Genomic DNA, 18939 nt, shown 5'->3' on the forward strand with positions numbered 1-18939 from the left:
GTCAACGCCACCCCTTCGGACCACTCCCACCGGGTACGCTCGCCGGGTAAGCGATACGTAGGGAGTGATCAGGGATGGCGCCCGCTGACAACGGCGAGGGCACGCCCGGGGACGACGATCCGTTCGGCTATCTGTACGCCGACGGGCAGGCGGCCGGGGCGACACCGCCCAGCGGGGGCGGCGGCTACGGCTACCCGGGTCCCCGGTCCTACCACCAGGTCCGGCCGGTCGGTGAGCGCCAGTACGGGCAGCAGCCGCAGCAGGCGCCGACCGCCGCGTACGGGCAGGCGCCCCCGCAGCAGCAGCCCCAGGGCTACGGCCAGCCGAACGCGCACTACTCGGCCCCCGAGACGCTGCCCGGTGGCGCGCCGACCACGGTGACGCCCATGCAGCACGGCGGTGGCGGCGGCCGGGGTCGCGGGCCCAACACCAAGGGCCTCCTCATCGGCGCGCTCGCCGTCGTGGCCGCCGTGGTCATCGGCATCGGCGTCGCGGTCCTCGGCGGCGACTCGAACGACGACGCGAAGGGCGGCGACGCGGGCGGGCAGCCGTCCGGCGGCTCCCAGTCGGTCCAGCCGAGCGAGACGGCCTCCAAGCAGGCCGACAAGCCGGTCAACCTCCCGAAGACGGACGCCAAGGCGCTGAAGCTCGAGGGCGGCACGGCCACCGCGTCGGACGTCCCGGGCGCCAAGGCCGACGGCGGCACCTATGTGGCGGGCTTCAACCAGGTGGGCGCCAAGCTCACCTGGACGGTCAACGGCATCCCGAAGGACGGCGCGTACAGCCTGCGCGTGAACTACGGCGTGCCCGGCAAGGACGCCAACGCGACCATCACGGTCAACGGCAAGGCGCAGACCCGCCCGCTGAACATGAAGAACTTCTCCGGTGCCAAGGAAGGCGACTGGGAGAAGGGCTGGACCAACACCTGGTCCGTCGTCCAGCTCAGCAAGGGCACGAACGCGATCACGATCTCGTGCGAGCAGGGCAACCAGTGCGACGCCAACTTCGACCAGATGTGGCTCGTCAAGGGCACCAACGGCTGAGCGACACAGCCGGTGACACAGGCAGGGCGGCAGCGGCCGGGGCGGGAGCCCTAGGCCGCTGTCGTCGTCTGTCGGGTCACCGCGACCCGGCCGAGCAGTTCCTCGTACGCCGCGCGGTCGAACTCCCCTGCCACCGGCGCCAGTACCGTCGCCGCGGACAGGGCGACCGCGCGGGCCAGGCGGTCCGGCCACGGCAGGTCTTCCACGTAACCCGAGAGCAGGCCCGCGACCGCCGAGTCGCCCGCGCCCGTCGGGTTGCCCTTCACGCGGTCCGGGGCCGGGGCGCGCCAGCTGCCGTCCGGGGTGACCGCGAGGAGGCCCTCCGGGCCGAGTGAGGCGACCACGGAGTGCGCGCCGCGGCGGCGGGCGTCGCGGGTGGCGCGCAGCGGCTCGTGGGAGCCGGTGAGCTCGGCGAGCTCGTCGGAGTTCGGCTTGATGACGTCGGGGCGGGCCGCGAGCCCCCGGCGCAGGGGTTCCCCGGACGAGTCGAGCAGCACGGGCACGGACGCGGCGCGGGCCGCGCGGACCAGCTGGGCGTACGCGCCGACGGGGACGCCCGGCGGGAGGCTGCCGCACAGGGCCACCGCGGACGCGGACGTGAGCAGCTCCTCGTAGGCCTCGGTGAACGCGGACCACTCGGCGGGGGCGACGAGCGGGCCCGGCTCGTTGAGCTGGGTCGTGTCGCCTGACGCGCCGTCGACGACGGCGATGGTGCGGCGGGTGGCGCCCGCGACCGGGACGAGCGCGTCCCGGATGCCGGGGGAGCCCAGGAGCTGATCCCTGAGGGCGCGGCCCGTGCCGCCGCCCGCGAAGCCGGTGACGGTCACGTCGTGGCCGAGCGCGGCGAGCACGCGCGCGACGTTGAGGCCCTTGCCGCCGGGGCGTTCGGTGACCTTGGTGACGCGGTGCGACGCGTGCGGGCGCAGCGCCGGCACGTCGTAGGTGATGTCGAGCGCGGCGTTCAGTGTGACCGTGAGGATCACGAGACCCCAGCCCACCCCTCAGTTCGGGACTACCTTCAGTAACGCGGCCTGATCATGCCAAAGACCGGGCGGTAGGCCCAGACCTCACGCGAGCTGGGGTTCCACGATCCACCGGCCCTTGCGCATGACGCCCTTGAGGTCGAAGTGCTCGTCCAGGACGACGAGGTCGGCGTCCTTGCCGGGCTCCAGCGAGCCCACCCTGTCGTCCACGCCGAGCAGGCGGGCCGGGTTGGCGGAGATCGCGCGGACGATGTCCTCGACGGGCAGCTTGTCGACGGTGGCGGCGCGCTTGAACGCGCGGTCCAGGGTGAGCGTCGAGCCGGCGATGGAGTTGCCCTCGACGAGCCGCGCGACGCTGTCCTTCACCTCGACCTCCAGGGTGCCGAGCATGTAGCGGCCGTCGCCGAAGCCCGCCGCGTCCATGGCGTCGGTGATGAACGCGACGCGCCCGCCGCCCACATGATGGAACGCCAGCTCCAGGGCGGCCGGGTGCAGATGCGTGCCGTCGTTGATGAGCTCGACGGTGATCCGCTCGTCCTCCAGGAGGGCCGAGACGGGGCCCGGGGCGCGGTGGCCTATGGCCGGCATCGCGTTGTAGAGGTGCGTGGCGACGGTGGCGCCCGCGTCGATGGCCTCGACGGTCTGCTCGTACGTGGCGTCGGTGTGGCCGATCGCGGCGATCACGCCGTGCTCGGCGAGGAGGCGTACGGAGTCGATCCCGCCGGGGAGTTCGGGGGCGAGGGTGAGCATCTTGGCCTGGCCGCGCGCCGCGTCGAGCAGCTTGCGGACCTCGGCCGGGTCGGGGTCGCGCAGGAGCGTTTCGTCATGGGCGCCCTTGCGGCACGGGGAGATGAACGGGCCCTCGAAGTGGATGCCCGCGATCTCGCCCTGCTCGGCCAGCTCGGACAGCAGGCCCGCGCGCTGGGTGAGGAAGTCCGTCGCGCCGGTGACGAAGGACGCGACGACCGTCGTGGTGCCGTGCAGGCGGTGCGTGCGGACGCCCTTGAGGATGTCGTCGATCGATCCCGAGGTGAAGGAGGCCCCGCCGCCGCCGTGGTTGTGCATGTCGACGAAGCCGGGCACGACCCAGTGGCCGGTCAGATCGGTGGAGGGGGCGCCGGCCGGCGCGCTGCCGGCGATCCTCGCGCCGTCCACGATCACGCGTCCGTTCTCGACGACGCCGGCCGGCAGGACGACGCGGGCGCCGGAGAGAACATTCAGAGCGGCCATCAGGCGACTACCTCCGTGGAATCGGTGGACTGGGCGAGCAGGTCCCAGGCGAGCAGGCCCGCGCCCAGGCAGCCGGCGGTGTCCCCGAGGGCCGCCGGGACGATCGTGGGCAGCTTCTGGAACGTCACGCGTTCCTCGACAGCGGCCCGCAGTGGTGTGAACAAGGTTTCCCCCGCCTCGGCCAGACCGCCACCGATGATCAGGGTGCGCGGGTCCAGCAGAGTGAGCGCCGTGACGAGCCCGTCGGCGAGCGCGTCCACGGCCTCCAGCCAGACCTGCCGCGCCCTGGGGTCCCCGGACTCGACGGCCTTGGCGCAGTCCGCGGCGTCCGCTTCCGGGTCGCCGGTGGCCTCGGCCCAGGCGAGCGAGACCGCCGACGCGGAGGCGTAGCGCTCCAGGCAGCCGCGCTGCCCGCAGCTGCAGTCCGTGCCGCCGGGGCGTACGACGATGTGGCCGATCTCCCCGGCCGAGCCGTGCGCGCCGGGTTCGATGCGGCCACCGATGCCGATGGCGCCCGCGATGCCCGTACCCAGCGGCACGAACAGAAAGCGGTCCGCGCCCTTGCCCGCGCCGAGCCGCCCCTCACCGAGGCCGCCGGTGCGCACGTCGTGACCGAGGGCGACGGGGATGCCGTCCAGCCGCTCGCTCAGCAGCCTGCGCATCGGCACGTCGCGCCAGCCGAGGTTCGACGCGTACAGGGCGATGCCGTGCTCGTCGTCGACGATGCCGGGCACCGCGACGCCGGCCGCGGCGGCCGGCTCCCCGAGGTGCTCCTCGCCGTACGCGCGCAGGTCGGCGGCGAAGCCGAGTATGGTCTCGACGACCGCGTCGGGTCCCCGCTCGCGGCCGGTGGCGCGCCGCGCCTGGTGGAGCAGGGTGCCGTCGGCCCCGACCAGGGCGGCCTTCATTCCGGTGCCGCCCACATCGAGGGCGATGACGTGTCTCACGGGTACAGTCTCGCGCCTCAACCCGCGAGAGGTCTAGTCCACTTGCATGGATCTTGCGTCGATGTGTACGGATGATGCGTTTCCGCTTTCCCGGCGAAGGCCCGTTGCGGGTGCGAAACCGGTGTGGTGTAGACCTTATGACCGGGCCTCGTGAACATTCCGGGTCCGAAATCGGGATGAGCGACTTCAAGAGGGTGGGAAACCGGCTGTGCAGCGGCGCATGACAGGTCTGACGGCGGCGGTGGCCGCGCTCGGCATGGCGGCGACGCTGGCCGCCTGCGGAGGCCCCGGCTCCGACGACGTGACCCTGAAGCTGGTGGCCGCCGACTACGGCGACTCCCCGGCGAACAGCTCCCAGAAGTACTGGGACAAGCTGGCCGCCGCCTTCGAGAAGAAGAACCCCGGCATCAAGGTCGACGTCAGCGTCTACTCCTGGAGCGACGTCGACGCCAAGGTCAAGAAGATGGTCGCGGACGGCCACGCGCCCGACATGGCGCAGATCGGCGCGTACTCCGACTACGCCGCGAGCGGCAAGCTCTACAGCGCGAACGACCTGCTCTCCATCCCCGTGCAGTCCGACTTCCTGCCGCAGCTCGCCGCCGCCGGAGAGGTCTCCCGCGTCCAGTACGGCATGCCCTTCGCGTCCTCCACGCGGCTGCTGTTCTACAACAAGACCCTCTTCGACAAGGCCGGCCTGACCCCGCCGCAGACCTGGGCCCAGCTCCAGGCCGACGCCAAGGCCCTCAAGGCGCGCGGCGTGAAGATCCCCTACGCGCTGCCGCTGGGCCCCGAAGAGGCGCAGGCCGAGACCATGATGTGGATGCTGAGCGGCGGCTCCGGGTACACCGACGACGTCGGCACCTACAGCCTCGACTCCCCGCAGAACGTCAAGACCTTCGAGTGGCTGAAGAACGACCTGGTCGGCCAGGGCCTCACGGGTCCGACGCCGCCCGCCAAGCTCGATCGCGCGCAGGCCTTCGCGGCCTTCACGCGCGGTGACGTCGGCATGCTCAACGGCCACCCGACGCTGATGCAGATGGCCGCCAAGAAGGGCGTGAAGTTCGGCACGGTGCCGATGCCCGGCATCAACGGCAGGACCCGGTCGACCATGGGCGTCGCCGACTGGATGATGGCGTTCCGGCAGAACGGCCACAAGGACCAGATCGGCAAGTTCCTCGACTACGTCTACAGCGAGAAGAACGTCCTCGACTTCTCCCGCGAGTACGACCTCCTGCCGGTCACCAACTCCGCGTCGGACACGATGGCCGACGACAAGCGCGACCAGAAGCTCTGGAAGTTCCTCGGCGAACTGCAGAACTCGGAGCTCTACCCCGTCGGTAAGACCTCCTGGGCCCAGGTCAGCGCCGGCATCAAGCGCGAGATCGGCACGACCGTCGGCCCCAACGGCAACCCGGGTGCCACCCTCGGCCGGCTGGAGCGGGCGGCCGACGCGGCGGAGAACGCGGAGTAGCGTCGCTGCCGTGAGCGAACCGCCGTACGCAGAGCCCGAACCGCCCGCCGAGGACGCGGCGGATGCGCCGCCCGTCGGCCTGTCCCCCCGTGAGCAGGGCGTTCTCGCCCTGGAGCGGCGAGGGTGGGCGTCGGCCGGGGCCAAGGAGCGCGCCGTGCGCGAGGAGCTGGGCCTCGCCCCGGTGCGCTACTACCAGCTCCTCAACGCGCTCCTCGACGACCCGAGGGCCCTCGCCCACGACCCGGTCACGGTCAACCGGCTGCGCCGAATACGGCAGGCCCGCCGCGAGGAGCGCTGACCCGCCCCGCGCATCGGGAGTACGGTCCGCCTCCCGCGGATAGGCTCGGCGCATGGGCAGCCCACAGCAGCACGACCTGCCGTCGCCTGTGACCTCCGCCGGGCGTGACGGCCTCGACGCACTCCTCTCGGACCCCGCGCGGGCCGTGATCGCGCTCGACTTCGACGGCACGCTCGCGCCGATCGTGCCCGACCCCGAACAGGCCCGGGCGCACCCGGACGCCGTCCGCGCGCTCGCCGCGCTGGCACCACAGGTCGCCTCCGTCGCCGTGATCACCGGCCGCCCCGCGGGCGTCGCCGTGCGCCACGGCGGTTTCGCGGGCGTCCCCGGCCTCGAACACCTCGTCGTTCTCGGCCACTACGGCGCCGAGCGCTGGGACGCCGTCACCGGCACCGTCCACGCCCCCGCCCCGCACCCCGGCGTCGCGGCCGTCCGCGCCGAACTGCCCGGAGTCCTGGAGTCCGTGGGGGCCTGGCGCGGCACCTGGGTGGAGGAGAAGGGCCGTGCCGTCGCCGTCCACACGCGCCGCGCGGCCGACCCGCAGGCGGCGTTCGAGGCGCTGCGCGCGCCCCTGTCCGACCTCGCGGCCCGCCACGGCCTGATCGTCGAGCCCGGCCGCCTCGTCCTGGAACTGCGCCCGCCCGGCATGGACAAGGGCGCGGCGCTCACGGCGTACGTACGCGAGGTGGGCGCGACGTCGGTGCTCTACGGGGGCGACGACCTCGGCGACCTGCCCGCGTTCACCGCCGTCGACCAGCTCCGCAAGGACGGGGTGCCGGGCCTTCTGGTGTGCAGCGGCAGCTCGGAGGTCACGGAACTGGCCGAACGGGCGGACATCGTGGTGGACGGGCCGCAGGGAGTGGTGGGACTCATGTCGGACCTGGCCCGCGCGATCAGCAGGCCCTAGGGCCTGTCGTCACATTCCCGCCTGCCTCGCGGCGTCTGGCACGCACATCTGCGGCGTTGTCGTCGGTTGCCGACGCTCCGCGTCGACGCCCTCCTCCGCCTTGCAGCTGCACGCACCAGACGCCGCGAGGCCCGCCCTCTGGGCGGACGACGGGAATGTGACGACAGGCCCTAGCCCCCCAGCGCCCGCAGCGCGTTCAACTGGTCGAGGAACCACTGGGCGGGCGGCAGTGCGGTCGCGGCGGCGGCGAGCCGCTTCGTGCGCTCGCCGCGCTCCCCGCCGCCCATGACCAGCGCCGCGTGCAGCGCCTCGGCCGTGGCCGACACGTCGTACGGGTTCACCACGAGCGCGTCCTCGCCCAGTTCCTCGTACGCCCCCGCCTCCCGCGACAGGACCAGCGCGCACCCCTCGTCGGAGACGACCGGGACCTCCTTGGCGACGAGGTTCATGCCGTCCCTGATCGGGTTGACCAGCGCCACGTCGGCCAGCCGGTACGCGGCCAGGGAGCGCGCGAAGTCGTCCTTCACATGGAGTGCGACCGGGGTCCAATTCTCCGTACCGAAGCGGGAGTTGATCTCCTCGGCGACCCGGGACACCTCGTCGGTGTACTCCCGGTAGACCGCCAGGTCCTGCCGTGACGGGTAGGCGAAGGCGACGTGCACGACCCGCTCGCGCCACTCGGGGTGCTCATCGAGGAGGAGCTGGTACGCGCGCAGGCCGCGCACGATGTTCTTCGACAGCTCCGTGCGGTCCACGCGGACGATCACCTTGCGGTCCGGGTCGCCGATCTGTGCCCGCAGCGCGGCCAGCCGCTCCTCGACGTCGGGGCGCCGCGACCGCTCCCGCAGGAAGTCCGCGTCCGCGCCGAGGCCGTGCACCCCGATCTCCGTACCGGACGTGCCGCCCACCACGGCCTCGCAGCACGCCGTGAACGTGTCCGCCCAGCGCCGCGTCAGGAACCCCAGCCGGTCCGCGCCCAGCATCCCGCGCAGCAACTGCCCCGCGACGTCGTCCGGCAGCATCCTGAAGTAGTCGACCGGCGCCCACGGGGTGTGCGAGAAGTGCCCGATGCGCAGGTCGTCGCGCAGCTCGCGCAGCATGCCCGGCACGAGCGCCAGGTGGTAGTCCTGCACGAGGACCGCCGCGCCCGGCCCGGCCTCCGCGGCCAGCGCCTCGGCGAACGCCCGGTTGTAGGCCTCGTACGACGCCCACCGCGCACGGAACTCGGGCCCGAAGACCGGCTCGAGAGGTGTCTGGTACAGCATGTGGTGGACGAACCAGAGGACCGAGTTCGCGATGCCGTTGTACGCGTCGGCGTACACCTCGGGGTCGATGTCGAGCATCCGCACCCCCGGCTCTCCGACGCCGCGCCGTACCGCCTCGCGGTCACCCGCGCCGAGGGCCGCGCACACCCACACCGCGCTCGTGCCGTCCGAGTCCTGCCCGATCGCGGAGAGCCCGGAGACGAGCCCGCCCCCGCCGCGCCGCGCGTCGAGCGTCCCGTCGGCCCCGAGCTCGTACGAGACCGGACCGCGGTTGGACGCGACGAGGATCTGTGCACCCTGCGTGGAAGCCATACGGGCAAACGTAGCCCGGCCCGTAAACGCTCAAACGTACGGCCGGACTCCGTGGGAGCCCGGCCGTATACGATCCGCCGTTCGTCTGTCCTGATACCTACCCCCGCGCGTCAGCCACGCCGGCTGCGCGCCGCCGCCACCGCGAGGACGCCGAGCCCCCACAGGGCCGCCGCGAGACCGCCGTACAGGAGCGTGTGCGAGCCGCCGGTCGTGGCCAGCTCCGAGCCGTGCGCAGGCCGGTGCGTCCCGTGCGACTCCCCGGGCGGGCCCGGGCGGCCCTGCTGCCGCCTGGCCGTGATCACCGACGTGCACGGGTCGTTCCCGACGCGCCGGGCCTTCGGGCAGTTGGTGCGCGGAACGTTCGCCGTCACGGTGATCACGGTGGTCCCGCCCGTCGTGCAGGACGCCTTCACACGTTGCGTGATGACGACCTTGCCGTGGGTGGCGACGTCACCCTTCCAGACGTAGACGGACCCCCGCTTCGTGACGGTCCCGGCGGAGGCGGCCGGGGCCGAGCCCGCCGTCACGGGCCACTCGACGGTGGCGCCGGTGCGGTTCCTGGCGGAGAAGTCGGCGATCGTGATGGTGTTCCCGGTCTCCTCGCAGGGCGGCACGACGGGCCGCTCCGGCACGCTCGTGATGCGCAGGGCGGGCGGCGCCGGGGGCTGCGGCTTCTCGATCCGGGGGGCGGTCCCGCAGCTCGGGTCGGTGCTGCCGGCTTCGCAGTTGGAGAGCGGTGACTGCACCTCGAAGCCGCCCGGCAGCTTCCCGTCGCCACGGACCGGGTCGTGGACCTTCACCGAGTACGTGATGGTGGCGGTCTTCCCGGCCGGGATGTCGCCGGTGTAGCCGATCCTCGGCGCGGTGTACGCGACGTGGCCGAGGTCCGTGCGCACGTCGCCGTTGTACGTCGCGTCGTCGAGGTTGCCGGTCAGGTCGTCGCTGAACGTGGCGTTCGGGTAGTCGAGCGAGCTGATGTTCTTCGCCTTCACCGTGTAGGTGATGGTGTCGCCGGGGCCCGCCGCCTTCGGGCTCGCCGTCCTGGTGACCTCCAGGTCGGGGACCGGGACGGACAGGGCGAGCGCCGAGGGGACGTACGTGTCGCCCCTGGTGGTGAACATCAGCTCGGTGGAGGTGGCGCCCGGCGGGACGGTCCCGTCGGGGAGCTCGAACTCCTTCGCGTCGACGCTCAGGTTGTTGACCGTCTTCGGAGCGACGGCGCCGTCGTCCTCGCTGGTGAAGAAGTTGTTGATGTTGCCGGTGTGGGCTTCGGTGACGTTCTTGCCGTCGACCAGGAACCGGTCGCCCGGCGTGTTCCAGTCGCCGTCGTAGGTGGTGACGCCGGCCCGCACCTTGCCGTCACCCGCGCGGTGGAAGCCGTTCACGCGGATCGTGGTCGCGGGCGAGGCGGAGCGCTGGAGGACGTGCCCGCCGTAGACGTACACGTTGCGCCGGCCCGGGGCGTACGTGGAGTTCGGGGCGTCGTACTTGTAGACGACGGTCATCGACCAGCCGGCCGCGCAGCCCTTGCCGTTGGGCGCCCAGACGCCGCCGACCGCGACGGGGACGGGCGCGCCGGTGCCGGTGACGCCGGCGAACATGCTCGTGACGTCGGCCTCGCCCGTGTAGTAGTGCGGGCCGTAGGTGGCCGCCGGGTCCCGGACCAGGTCCTCGGTGGAGACCTTCGCCGCGGCTCTGCCGTTCACGGCGATCACGGGCATGGCGGCGAGCGGGGCGCTCGGCGAGGGCTCCACATCGGCGCCGGAGATGTCGCACCGCGCGAGCTGCGCGCCGCTCGGGCCCTTGTACGTGCCGTCGTTGCCGCCGAAGAACAGGCGGGCGTACGCCACTTTCGCGCCCGGCGGGATCGTCACCCGGCCGGTGCTCGAGCCGTAACCGGCCTTCGTACCGGCCGTGTTGACGCGACGCATCACGAACGTGTTGTTGTTGTCGCTGCCCCGGCCGTCGGTGGCGGCCGCGCAGCGCGCCGCCAGGTCGGCCGGCGCGGCCGGACAGCCCATGACGGTGTTGCCGATGGTCACGAAGTCGCCGTACAGCGCTTCGACGTAGCGCTTGGTGAACGGGGTGACCACGTCGGCCGAGGCGGGGGTCGCGACGCCGAGCGCCGTCAGCGCGCTGGCCGTGGCGACGAGCGCCCCGGCGGTGCGGGTCGCGGCTGCGCGCAGCCGTCGCCCACCCGAAACTTGTCTGAGCCACATAAAGGGCAATGTAGGCAAAACATACGATTGTCCCCGGCTACGCCACGCGGCGCTCCGCGTACTCGGTGATTTCGGTCATCGGGGGGCGTTCCTCGGTGTCCACGTCGTGCGTGCGCGGCTCGAATCCCTGTTCCCCGCGCTCGAACTGGGTGAGCACGGGACGTACGAGGTGACCGCGCGCGAGCCGCAGCTGTGCTGTGCGGTAGATGGCCGCGGCCATACGCCCGAGCGCCTGCCCGTCCTGGTGCCGGTGCTTGCGCACGCCGACGTCGACCTGCCCGAGCGCGTCCAGGCCCACCGTGTGCAGCGCGTCGACGAGAAGGCCCAGCTCGACCCCGTAACCGACCGGGAACGGCAGGCGCTCCAGGAGCGACCGGCGGGCCGCGTACTCGCCGCCGAGCGGCTGCACGAACCCCGCAAGGAGCGGCCAGTGCAGATTCAGGAGCGGGCGCGCCACCAGCTCCGTGACCCGGCCGCCCTGACCCGCGGCGGACCCGAGCGGACGGTCGTACATCGCCTTCACGAAGTCCACGCCGGGATCCGTGAGCAGCGGACCCACGATCCCCGAGACGAAGTCCGCGGAGAACTCCTTCAGGTCCGCGTCCACGAAACAGACGATGTCGCCGCTCGTGACGAGCAGCGAGCGCCACAGCACCTCGCCCTTGCCGGGCACGGCCGGGATCCTCGGCAGGATCGCGTCCCGGTGCACGACCCGCGCCCCGGCGGCCCGCGCGACCTCGGCCGTGCGGTCCGTCGAACCCGAGTCGATCACCACCAGCTCGTCGACCAGCGGCACCCGCTCCGTCATCAGGGCGCGCCGGATCTCGGCGACGATCTCGCCGACCGTCTCCTCCTCGTTCAGCGCGGGCAGCACCACGCTCACCGAGGTGCCCGAGGCGCGCTTCGCGGCGATCAGCTGAGGGAGCGGGCGGTCCGACACCGACCAGGAACGCCTGCTCAGCCAGCGCTCTACTTCTTCCAGCACGGTGCGCGGCTCCTCACTGTCTGAACTGTCTGATCACGAACTGTGATCCATCTCGCGGTTCGGACGACTATCTCAAGCGTCCAGGCCTTCGGTTACAGTCTTGAACAACGCCGGTGACCATCGCATGTCGGGGTCGCCGCCGCGCTTGAGTGATCAAGCGTCAGCTCAACAACCGAATAGCGCTCATCCAGAGGGACAGAGGGATACGGCCCGTTGAAGTCCCGGCAACCCTCCCGCCGACCTTGCCGAGGTCCAGGTGGGGAAGGTGCCAATTCCGTCTCGTGGCGAGATGCGCCGCGAGGAAGATGAGGAGAAAGGGCCTCGCCATCATGGCTGCGCAGACTGTCGCCACCACCACTTCCGTTGATCTCGGACCCGCCTCGGCGCTTTCCTGCCGCGAGTGCGGCACCAGCTTCCCGCTCGGACCGATCTTCGCCTGTGCCGAGTGTTTCGGGCCGCTCGAAGTCTCCTACGACCTGCCGACGGGCGACCCCGAGTCGCTGCGCAAGGAGATCGAGGCCGGACCCGCCAACATCTGGCGCTACGCCCCTCTCCTGCCCGTCCCGGCCGACGTCGCCGAGAAGCCGAACCTGAACCCCGGCTGGACCAAGCTCGTCAAGGCCGACAACCTCGCCCGTGAACTCGGCGTCGAGCAGGGCAAGTTGTTCGTCAAGGACGACTCCGGCAACCCCACGCACTCCTTCAAGGACCGCGTCGTCGCCCAGGCCATCGAGGCCGCCCGCGCCTTCGGCTTCACCACTCTGTCCTGCTCCTCCACCGGCAACCTCGCCGGCGCCGTCGGCGCCGCCGCGGCCCGCGCCGGCTTCCGCTCCTGCGTGTTCATCCCGCACGACCTGGAGCAGGGCAAGGTCGTCATGGCCGCGGTCTACGGCGGCGAACTCGTCGGCATCGAGGGCAACTACGACGACGTCAACCGCTTCTGCTCCGAGCTCATCGGCGACCCGCTCGGCGAGGGCTGGGGCTTCGTCAACGTCAACCTGCGCCCGTACTACGGCGAGGGCTCCAAGACCCTGGCGTACGAGATCTGCGAGCAGCTCGGCTGGCAGCTCCCGGACCAGCTGGTCATCCCGATCGCGTCCGGCTCCCAGTTCACGAAGATCGACAAGGGTCTCCAGGAGCTGATCAAGCTCGGCCTCGTCGAGGACAAGCCGTACAAGCTCTTCGGCGCCCAGGCCGAGGGCTGCTCGCCGGTCTCCGTCGCCTACAAGGGCGGTCACGACGTGGTGCGGCCCCAGAAGCCGAACACGATCGCCAAGTCGCTCGCCATCGGCAACCCGGCCGACGGCCCGTACGTCCTCGACATCGCCCGCCGCACCGGCGGCGCCGTGGAGGACGTCAACGACGAGCAGGTCGTCGAGGCGATCAAGCTCCTGGCGCAGACCGAGGGCATCTTCGCGGAGACCGCGGGCGGTGTGACGGTCGGCGTGACGAAGAAGCTGATCGAGGCCGGCCTGATCGACCCGGCGCTCACCACCGTCGTCCTCAACACCGGCGACGGCCTCAAGACCCTCGACGCGGTCGCCGAGACGTCCCAGGCGACCGCCACCATCCGCCCGAGCCTGGACGCGTTCCGCGACGCGGGCCTCGCCCACTGAAGACCCCGCGAAGACCCGCGACACCCGCGACACCCGCACGGAAAGGCTGCAGCCCGACATGAGCGTCAACGTCCGCATCCCCACCATCCTGCGCACCTACACCGGCGGCAAGGCCGAGGTCCCCGCCGAGGGCGCCACCCTCTCCGAGGTCATCGCCGACCTGGAGAAGAACCACACGGGCATCGCGGCCCGCGTCCTGGACGACCAGGGCAAGCTGCGCCGCTTCGTCAACGTGTACGTCAACGACGACGACGTGCGCTTCGAGCAGGGCCTCGAGACGGCGACGCCGGCAGGCGCGGGCGTCTCGATCATCCCGGCCGTCGCCGGAGGCTGACCGTCGAGCACAGTGCCGGCGGCTGATCGCCCGGCCTGACGAGGCCACACAGAGTTACCTGAATTGCCCCCTCCGCAAGAGAAGCGGAGGGGGCAATTCTGTAGGGTTGAGCGCGGTAGAGTTGGGAACCGCGCTTCGTGCTTGTGCCGAGCGCATATATGAAGTCGGCCCCGGTCCGACAAGAAGTAGCCAAAGTGCCCAGCCCTTATCGGGTGTTCGTGGCATTTGTCGGGCCCGAGTTGCCCCGGAATCCAATGGCTCCGCCGCTTTCTACCGCTCTGCCGTGCCCAGATTTCTCGTCCGATTGACCTGTTGCAGACGGCAGTTGGGCAGATACATTCAGCCGCGGTCGACGCGTTCCGGCGCACACCCCCAACCAATGGGGGGTGAGGTCTGACCCGGGTCCGCGAAGTGCGGGCCTGTGCAAGGGCCAGTAATAGGGGAGTTAGTCATGGCTCAGGGCACCGTCAAGTGGTTCAACGCGGAGAAGGGGTACGGCTTCATCGCGGTCGACGGTGGTGCGGATGTATTCGTCCACTACAGCGCCATCCAGATGGACGGATACCGCACCCTTGAAGAGGGTCAGCGAGTCGAATTCGAGATCTCGCAGGGCCAGAAGGGTCCGCAGGCGGACATGGTCAAGCTCGCCGTCTGATCTCGGCGCGATCGGCCACCGACACACTCACGCCGAGAGGCCCGTACCCCGCGAGGGGTACGGGCCTCTCGTGCGTGCGCGCACACCCCGCGCACGCCGCCCGCGGGGACCGCGCGTCTGCCGGAGGCGCTTGCACTCTCCTAGGTCGAGTGCTAATCATTGCGTTAGCACTCTGAAGGTGAGAGTGACAGAACTTGGATCGGGTCGGTGAGGCTCGCAGGCCGGGTGGGGCAAGGAACCACACGGCACGCAGGCCGTCCGTCGCGGGCACCAGCACGGTCCGTTTGCGTTTCCACCCCGTCCGGGAGGACCACTTCACATGGCCAAGATCATCGCGTTCGACGAGGAGGCACGGCGCGGCCTCGAGCGCGGCATGAACCAGCTCGCCGACGCCGTCAAGGTGACCCTGGGCCCCAAGGGTCGCAACGTCGTCCTCGAGAAGAAGTGGGGCGCCCCCACGATCACCAACGATGGTGTGTCCATCGCCAAGGAGATCGAGCTCGAGGACCCGTACGAGAAGATCGGCGCCGAGCTGGTCAAGGAGGTCGCGAAGAAGACGGACGACGTCGCCGGTGACGGCACGACGACCGCGACCGTCCTCGCTCAGGCGCTCGTCAAGGAAGGCCTGCGCAACGTCGCGGCCGGCGCCAACCCGATGGCCCTCAAGCGCGGCATCGAGAAGGCCGTCGAGGCCGTCTCCGCCGCCCTGCTCGAGCAGGCCAAGGATGTCGAGACCAAGGAGCAGATCGCTTCCACGGCCTCCATCTCCGCCGCCGACACCCAGATCGGCGAGCTCATCGCCGAGGCCATGGACAAGGTCGGCAAGGAAGGCGTCATCACCGTCGAGGAGTCCCAGACCTTCGGTCTGGAGCTCGAGCTCACCGAGGGTATGCGCTTCGACAAGGGCTACATCTCGGCGTACTTCGCCACCGACATGGAGCGTATGGAGGCGTCGCTCGACGACCCGTACATCCTGATCGTCAACTCCAAGATCGGCAACGTGAAGGACCTCCTTCCGCTGCTCGAGAAGGTCATGCAGTCCGGCAAGCCGCTGCTGATCATCGCGGAGGACGTCGAGGGCGAGGCCCTGTCGACCCTGGTCGTCAACAAGATCCGTGGCACCTTCAAGTCCGTCGCCGTCAAGGCCCCGGGCTTCGGTGACCGCCGCAAGGCCATGCTCGGCGACATCGCCATCCTCACCGGTGGCACCGTCATCTCCGAGGAGGTCGGCCTCAAGCTGGAGAACGCCGGTCTCGACCTGCTCGGCCGCGCCCGCAAGGTCGTCATCACCAAGGACGAGACGACGATCGTCGACGGCGCCGGTGACAGCGACCAGGTCCAGGGCCGCGTCAACCAGATCCGTGCCGAGATCGAGAACTCGGACAGCGACTACGACCGCGAGAAGCTGCAGGAGCGCCTGGCGAAGCTCGCCGGCGGTGTTGCGGTCATCAAGGCCGGTGCCGCGACCGAGGTCGAGCTCAAGGAGCGCAAGCACCGCATCGAGGACGCCGTTCGCAACGCGAAGGCGGCCGTCGAGGAGGGCATCGTCGCCGGTGGCGGCGTGGCCCTGCTCCAGGCCTCCGCGGTCTTCGAGAAGCTCGAGCTCGACGGTGACGAGGCGACCGGCGCCAACGCCGTGAAGCTCGCGCTGGAGGCCCCGCTCAAGCAGATCGCCGTCAACGGTGGTCTCGAGGGTGGCGTCGTCGTGGAGAAGGTCCGCAACCTTCCCATCGGCCACGGCCTGAACGCCGCGACCGGCGAGTACGTCGACATGATCGCCGAGGGCATCCTCGACCCGGCGAAGGTCACGCGCTCTGCCCTGCAGAACGCCGCGTCGATCGCCGCGCTGTTCCTCACCACCGAGGCCGTCATCGCCGACAAGCCGGAGAAGGCCGCCGCGGGCGGCGCTCCGGGCGGCATGCCGGGCGGTGACATGGACTTCTGAGCCTGACGGTTCAGCCTGTCCTTTCCGAGGGCGGCACTCCTCTTCACGAGGGGTGCCGCCCTCGGGCGTTCCCCGGTCGGTTTTCCTTGCCCGCCCGGTGATCACGGGTTAGGGTCCCCGGGCATATGTCAGGGGATCGGGGCGGGTGGGGGACATGACCGACAGCGACGACGTGCCCAAGAAGGGCATGAACGAGTGGGGACAGGCGATATCGGCCGTGGCGCTGGTGGCCGCGCTCGCCATCGGGTTCTGGGCGATCGCGAAGACGGACGCCGAGAGCAGCGCCGAGCCGAAGCCGGCGACCTGCTCGGGCGGGGAGGCCGAGAAGGGCGCGAAGGCCGGTGAGACGGCGGGGCAGGTCTCCGGCGCCCGACTGTGCGGAGTGCTCAACCGGCGGGACCTCGCCGAACTGCTCGGCACACCGACGGAGATCGCGAAGTCCGCGTCGGGCAGCGCGAGTTCGATCAAGACGGCCGGTGGACGCGAAATTGCCACGCCCTCGGCGCGGGTCGAGTTCGAGACGTACACCGTGACGCTGGAGGGCACCTACGACGGCCATCCGGTCGCCGACACCGCCGGTCTCTTCGGGGACACGCAGAAGCGGCGGACGTTCCTGGGCCACCGGGCGGTCCTCTACTCGGACCGCACCATCAGCATCAGGTTCCGCCTCGACGGCAGCGATTCGAGCAGCGCTCCCGGGGTCCCGGCCCGTGTCCTGTCCGTGGCGCAGCACGCGAAGGACAAGGGTGGCTCCTTCGAGCTGTCGCTGTGGCGCTCGGACGGTGCGGTGCCGGACGACACGGTGCTGTTCCAGGTCGCCGAGAAGGTGCTGCCGAGGATCCCGGGGTGGGCGGCCGCCGAGTGACGGCCCGCGCACGGTGAGCTTCGTTCGGTCGGTGCAGGTCGGCGTGTGCGTGCCAGGCCCCGCGACCGTGACACGATCCGCCTGACAGGCCCTAGAAGCGCGGGACCGGCGATTCCTCGTAGCTGGTCCAGGCTTCGCGGCCGGCCTGGGCCGCGCTCTGGGCGGCGGTCTGCGCCTGGTGGAAGGTGCGGGACGCCAGCTTGGTGGGCGGCACCTCCCAGGTGCCGGTCCAGTTGCGGCCCGCGCGGACCAGTTCGAACACGAGCAAGCCGACACCGGCCGCGCCGATCAGCATCCCGGCGCCGGTCAGCGCGGCGCCGATGGTCAGCCGCCCCTGATCGGGACGGAACTCGGTCCAGGAGATCTTCGAGAACGTGCTCTCAGCCATAAATTCAGGATGCGGGAGTGTGCGCGCGGGCGCATGTGGAGCGCCGGGCGCCGTCAGGGCGCCTCAGTGGTCTCTCCAGGGCAGCTCCCGTCGTCGACGGTGAAGTCCACGGCGTCGTACCCCATCGCCTTGGGCCGCTGCACCGCATGTACGTGCAGGCAGAAGGCGATGTCGGTGCCGCGGGCCTTGACCGAGAAGTCGGCGTCCTCGGTGCCGCCGTACCAGATCGTGGATTCGGGCGGGTCGGAGGCGAGGGCGACGGTGAGGGCGTCTTCCGGGCCGTGCCCGTGCTGCGCGATGTCCTGCGTCAGGATGTCCTCGTAGAGCCCGGTGTCGGTCCCCGGCCCGGTCCTGTCCTCCGACAACTGCGCCGTCGCGCCCGTCACCGCGGTCCGCAGGTCGTCACCCTCCCAGCCGCCCCGGAAGAGGTCCGGGTGGTACAGCGCGTAGAGCCCACCCGCCGCGAACAGCAGCGAGCCGACGATGAGAACGCGGCCGACGGGGTTGTGCGGGTTGTAGACGTACCGATTGGTGCCCCAGCTGCTCCGGACGAGGACGCGATCGTCGTCCGGGTGTTCGCGGTCGTGGCTCATGTGGCCATTCTGGTACAGCAGTTGAGGCCGGTTCATCCCCGCGCCCGGGGCAGCGCCGCGCGCAGTGCTGCCGCGCGGGCGTGGACCTGGGTGGGTGGCAGGTGGACCGGAGGGCGGGCGGGCGCCGTTTCGCCTCTGCACGGGCCGCACTCGCCGCCGCGCAGGGCTTCCGGGCGGCCTGGCGCTCCGCACTTGCCGCATTCCAGTACGCGCAGTGCCGGACGGGGAGTGGGGCGTTCGGGCGGCAGCTTGGTCGTGAGGCGGCTACGGATCAGGGCGGCCGGGCTGTGGACAGGGGCGGGGAGGCCCGCGGTGAGGGCCTGGATCAGGTCCCGTTCCGTCGCCCCGCTCTCGAACCAGCGGTCCGCCAGCGGCTCCAGCTCCGCGCACTCCGCCGCCGAGAGGGAGAGTGCGCCGTTCTCACGCCCCAGCGCGGCCAGGAGGACGAACGCGCGGCTGCGGGTGGGGGGTTGGGGCGGGCTTCCGCCATGGTCCGTTACGTCGCCTGCGGCGAAGCTTGCCCACCAGTCATCCGTGCGGGGTGTTCGCGAGAACCACGTTCGGGTCACCCAGCGCGCGCTGCCGCTGCCCACGATGTGCTCCCGGCCCCGGCGCAAGTGCCCGGCCCGGCGCAGGTTGTTGAGCGCGGCGCGCAGGGCGCACTGGCCGTACGGGAGGTGCTTGGCCAGGGTCTTCACCTCCTTCTTGCGAGGATGCCCAGGCGTTCACGCCGGGGAGGGATCGCATCCCGGTGCCGATGCGCGGAGCGCCCGCATGGCCGCCCGACGGAGCCGGGGCATGCGAACACGCGTACCGGTAGTCGCTGGTTGGAGTGGCGATCGCGGGATCGAGGTACGGGTGTGCGGCCGTCGTACGTACGGTC

18 protein-coding genes and 1 riboswitch are annotated in these 18939 nt (G+C 71.1%); of the genes, 9 read left to right on the top strand and 9 right to left on the bottom strand.

Features of this window, described 5'->3' with window-relative positions:
* Nucleotides 1-74: 74 nt before the first annotated feature.
* On the top strand, nt 75-1043 hold the full coding sequence (locus OG698_RS25885) for a carbohydrate-binding protein (protein WP_406105735.1): 969 nt from the start codon (nt 75-77) through the stop codon (nt 1041-1043).
* A 50-nt stretch (nt 1044-1093) separates the two neighbouring features.
* Here OG698_RS25885 and OG698_RS25890 read toward each other — a convergent pair whose 3' ends face one another.
* The 3 genes from OG698_RS25890 to OG698_RS25900 all read right to left on the bottom strand — a co-directional run bounded on the left by OG698_RS25890 (nt 1094) and on the right by OG698_RS25900 (nt 4203).
* The gene (locus tag OG698_RS25890) at nt 1094-2026 is read right to left on the bottom strand and encodes a 1-phosphofructokinase family hexose kinase (protein WP_406105736.1); all 933 of its coding nucleotides are present in this window, start codon (nt 2024-2026) and stop codon (nt 1094-1096) included.
* 84 nt (nt 2027-2110) lie between these two features.
* Nucleotides 2111-3256 carry an N-acetylglucosamine-6-phosphate deacetylase gene (gene nagA / locus OG698_RS25895; RefSeq protein ID WP_406105738.1) on the bottom strand — a complete coding sequence of 382 codons (1146 nt, stop codon included), beginning with the start codon at nt 3254-3256 and terminating at the stop codon, nt 2111-2113.
* Entirely contained in the window at nt 3256-4203 is a 948-nt protein-coding gene (locus OG698_RS25900; RefSeq protein ID WP_406105740.1) for an ROK family protein, read from the bottom strand. Before OG698_RS25900 ends, nagA begins: the two co-directional genes overlap by 1 nt.
* A 220-nt stretch (nt 4204-4423) precedes the next feature.
* Between OG698_RS25900 and OG698_RS25905 the strand changes: the two genes are divergently transcribed.
* The 3 genes from OG698_RS25905 to otsB all read left to right on the top strand — a co-directional run bounded on the left by OG698_RS25905 (nt 4424) and on the right by otsB (nt 6879).
* On the top strand, nt 4424-5674 hold the full coding sequence (locus OG698_RS25905) for an ABC transporter substrate-binding protein (RefSeq protein ID WP_406105742.1): 1251 nt from the start codon (nt 4424-4426) through the stop codon (nt 5672-5674).
* A gap of 79 nt (nt 5675-5753) precedes the next feature.
* Entirely contained in the window at nt 5754-5972 is a 219-nt protein-coding gene (locus tag OG698_RS25910) for a DUF3263 domain-containing protein (RefSeq protein ID WP_406111279.1), read from the top strand.
* 52 nt (nt 5973-6024) lie between these two features.
* Nucleotides 6025-6879, top strand: coding sequence for a trehalose-phosphatase (gene otsB / locus OG698_RS25915; RefSeq protein ID WP_406105743.1), 855 nt, complete (start codon nt 6025-6027; stop codon nt 6877-6879).
* 170 nt (nt 6880-7049) lie between these two features.
* On the opposite strand, the gene OG698_RS25920 is transcribed toward otsB, so the two are convergent.
* The 3 genes from OG698_RS25920 to OG698_RS25930 all read right to left on the bottom strand — a co-directional run bounded on the left by OG698_RS25920 (nt 7050) and on the right by OG698_RS25930 (nt 11660).
* A complete protein-coding gene (locus OG698_RS25920) occupies nt 7050-8456 on the bottom strand; it encodes a trehalose-6-phosphate synthase (protein WP_406105745.1) in 1407 nt (468 codons plus the stop codon).
* Nucleotides 8457-8566: 110 nt separating this feature from the next.
* Nucleotides 8567-10675, bottom strand: coding sequence for a hypothetical protein (locus tag OG698_RS25925; protein WP_406105747.1), 2109 nt, complete (start codon nt 10673-10675; stop codon nt 8567-8569).
* Between the two features lie 37 nt (nt 10676-10712).
* Nucleotides 10713-11660: a glucosyl-3-phosphoglycerate synthase gene (locus OG698_RS25930; protein ID WP_399974944.1), complete on the bottom strand. Its 948-nt coding sequence runs from the start codon at nt 11658-11660 to the stop codon at nt 10713-10715.
* 180 nt (nt 11661-11840) lie between these two features.
* Nucleotides 11841-11972, top strand: a riboswitch (SAM riboswitch).
* On the opposite strand from OG698_RS25930, the gene thrC reads away from it, so the two are divergent.
* From thrC to OG698_RS25955, 5 genes are all read left to right on the top strand, one after another.
* Nucleotides 11966-13276 (top strand): threonine synthase, encoded by a 1311-nt coding sequence (gene thrC, locus OG698_RS25935; RefSeq protein ID WP_399974946.1) that lies wholly within the window; start codon nt 11966-11968, stop codon nt 13274-13276. (Overlaps the previous riboswitch by 7 nt.)
* A 58-nt stretch (nt 13277-13334) precedes the next feature.
* Nucleotides 13335-13610 (top strand): MoaD/ThiS family protein, encoded by a 276-nt coding sequence (locus tag OG698_RS25940; RefSeq protein ID WP_399974949.1) that lies wholly within the window; start codon nt 13335-13337, stop codon nt 13608-13610.
* Between the two features lie 451 nt (nt 13611-14061).
* On the top strand, nt 14062-14265 hold the full coding sequence (locus OG698_RS25945) for a cold-shock protein (protein ID WP_005315736.1): 204 nt from the start codon (nt 14062-14064) through the stop codon (nt 14263-14265).
* A gap of 319 nt (nt 14266-14584) precedes the next feature.
* Complete coding sequence (gene groL, locus OG698_RS25950; protein ID WP_116512355.1) at nt 14585-16210, top strand: chaperonin GroEL; 1626 nt, start codon at nt 14585-14587, stop codon at nt 16208-16210.
* A gap of 154 nt (nt 16211-16364) precedes the next feature.
* A complete protein-coding gene (locus OG698_RS25955; protein ID WP_406105748.1) occupies nt 16365-17075 on the top strand; it encodes a DUF6215 domain-containing protein in 711 nt (236 codons plus the stop codon).
* 91 nt (nt 17076-17166) lie between these two features.
* Here OG698_RS25955 and OG698_RS25960 read toward each other — a convergent pair whose 3' ends face one another.
* Genes OG698_RS25960 through OG698_RS25970 form a run of 3 tightly spaced genes read right to left on the bottom strand, consistent with a single transcriptional unit; the run spans nt 17167 to nt 18754 of the window.
* Nucleotides 17167-17463 (bottom strand): hypothetical protein, encoded by a 297-nt coding sequence (locus tag OG698_RS25960; RefSeq protein WP_406105750.1) that lies wholly within the window; start codon nt 17461-17463, stop codon nt 17167-17169.
* Between the two features lie 53 nt (nt 17464-17516).
* Nucleotides 17517-18056: a hypothetical protein gene (locus OG698_RS25965; RefSeq protein WP_406105752.1), complete on the bottom strand. Its 540-nt coding sequence runs from the start codon at nt 18054-18056 to the stop codon at nt 17517-17519.
* 32 nt (nt 18057-18088) lie between these two features.
* Nucleotides 18089-18754, bottom strand: a complete 666-nt coding sequence (locus tag OG698_RS25970) for a hypothetical protein (RefSeq protein WP_406105754.1) — start codon at nt 18752-18754, stop codon at nt 18089-18091.
* Nucleotides 18755-18939 lie beyond the last annotated feature (185 nt).

Source organism: Streptomyces sp. NBC_01003, from assembly GCF_045162695.1.
GTDB lineage: Bacteria > Actinomycetota > Actinomycetes > Streptomycetales > Streptomycetaceae > Streptomyces.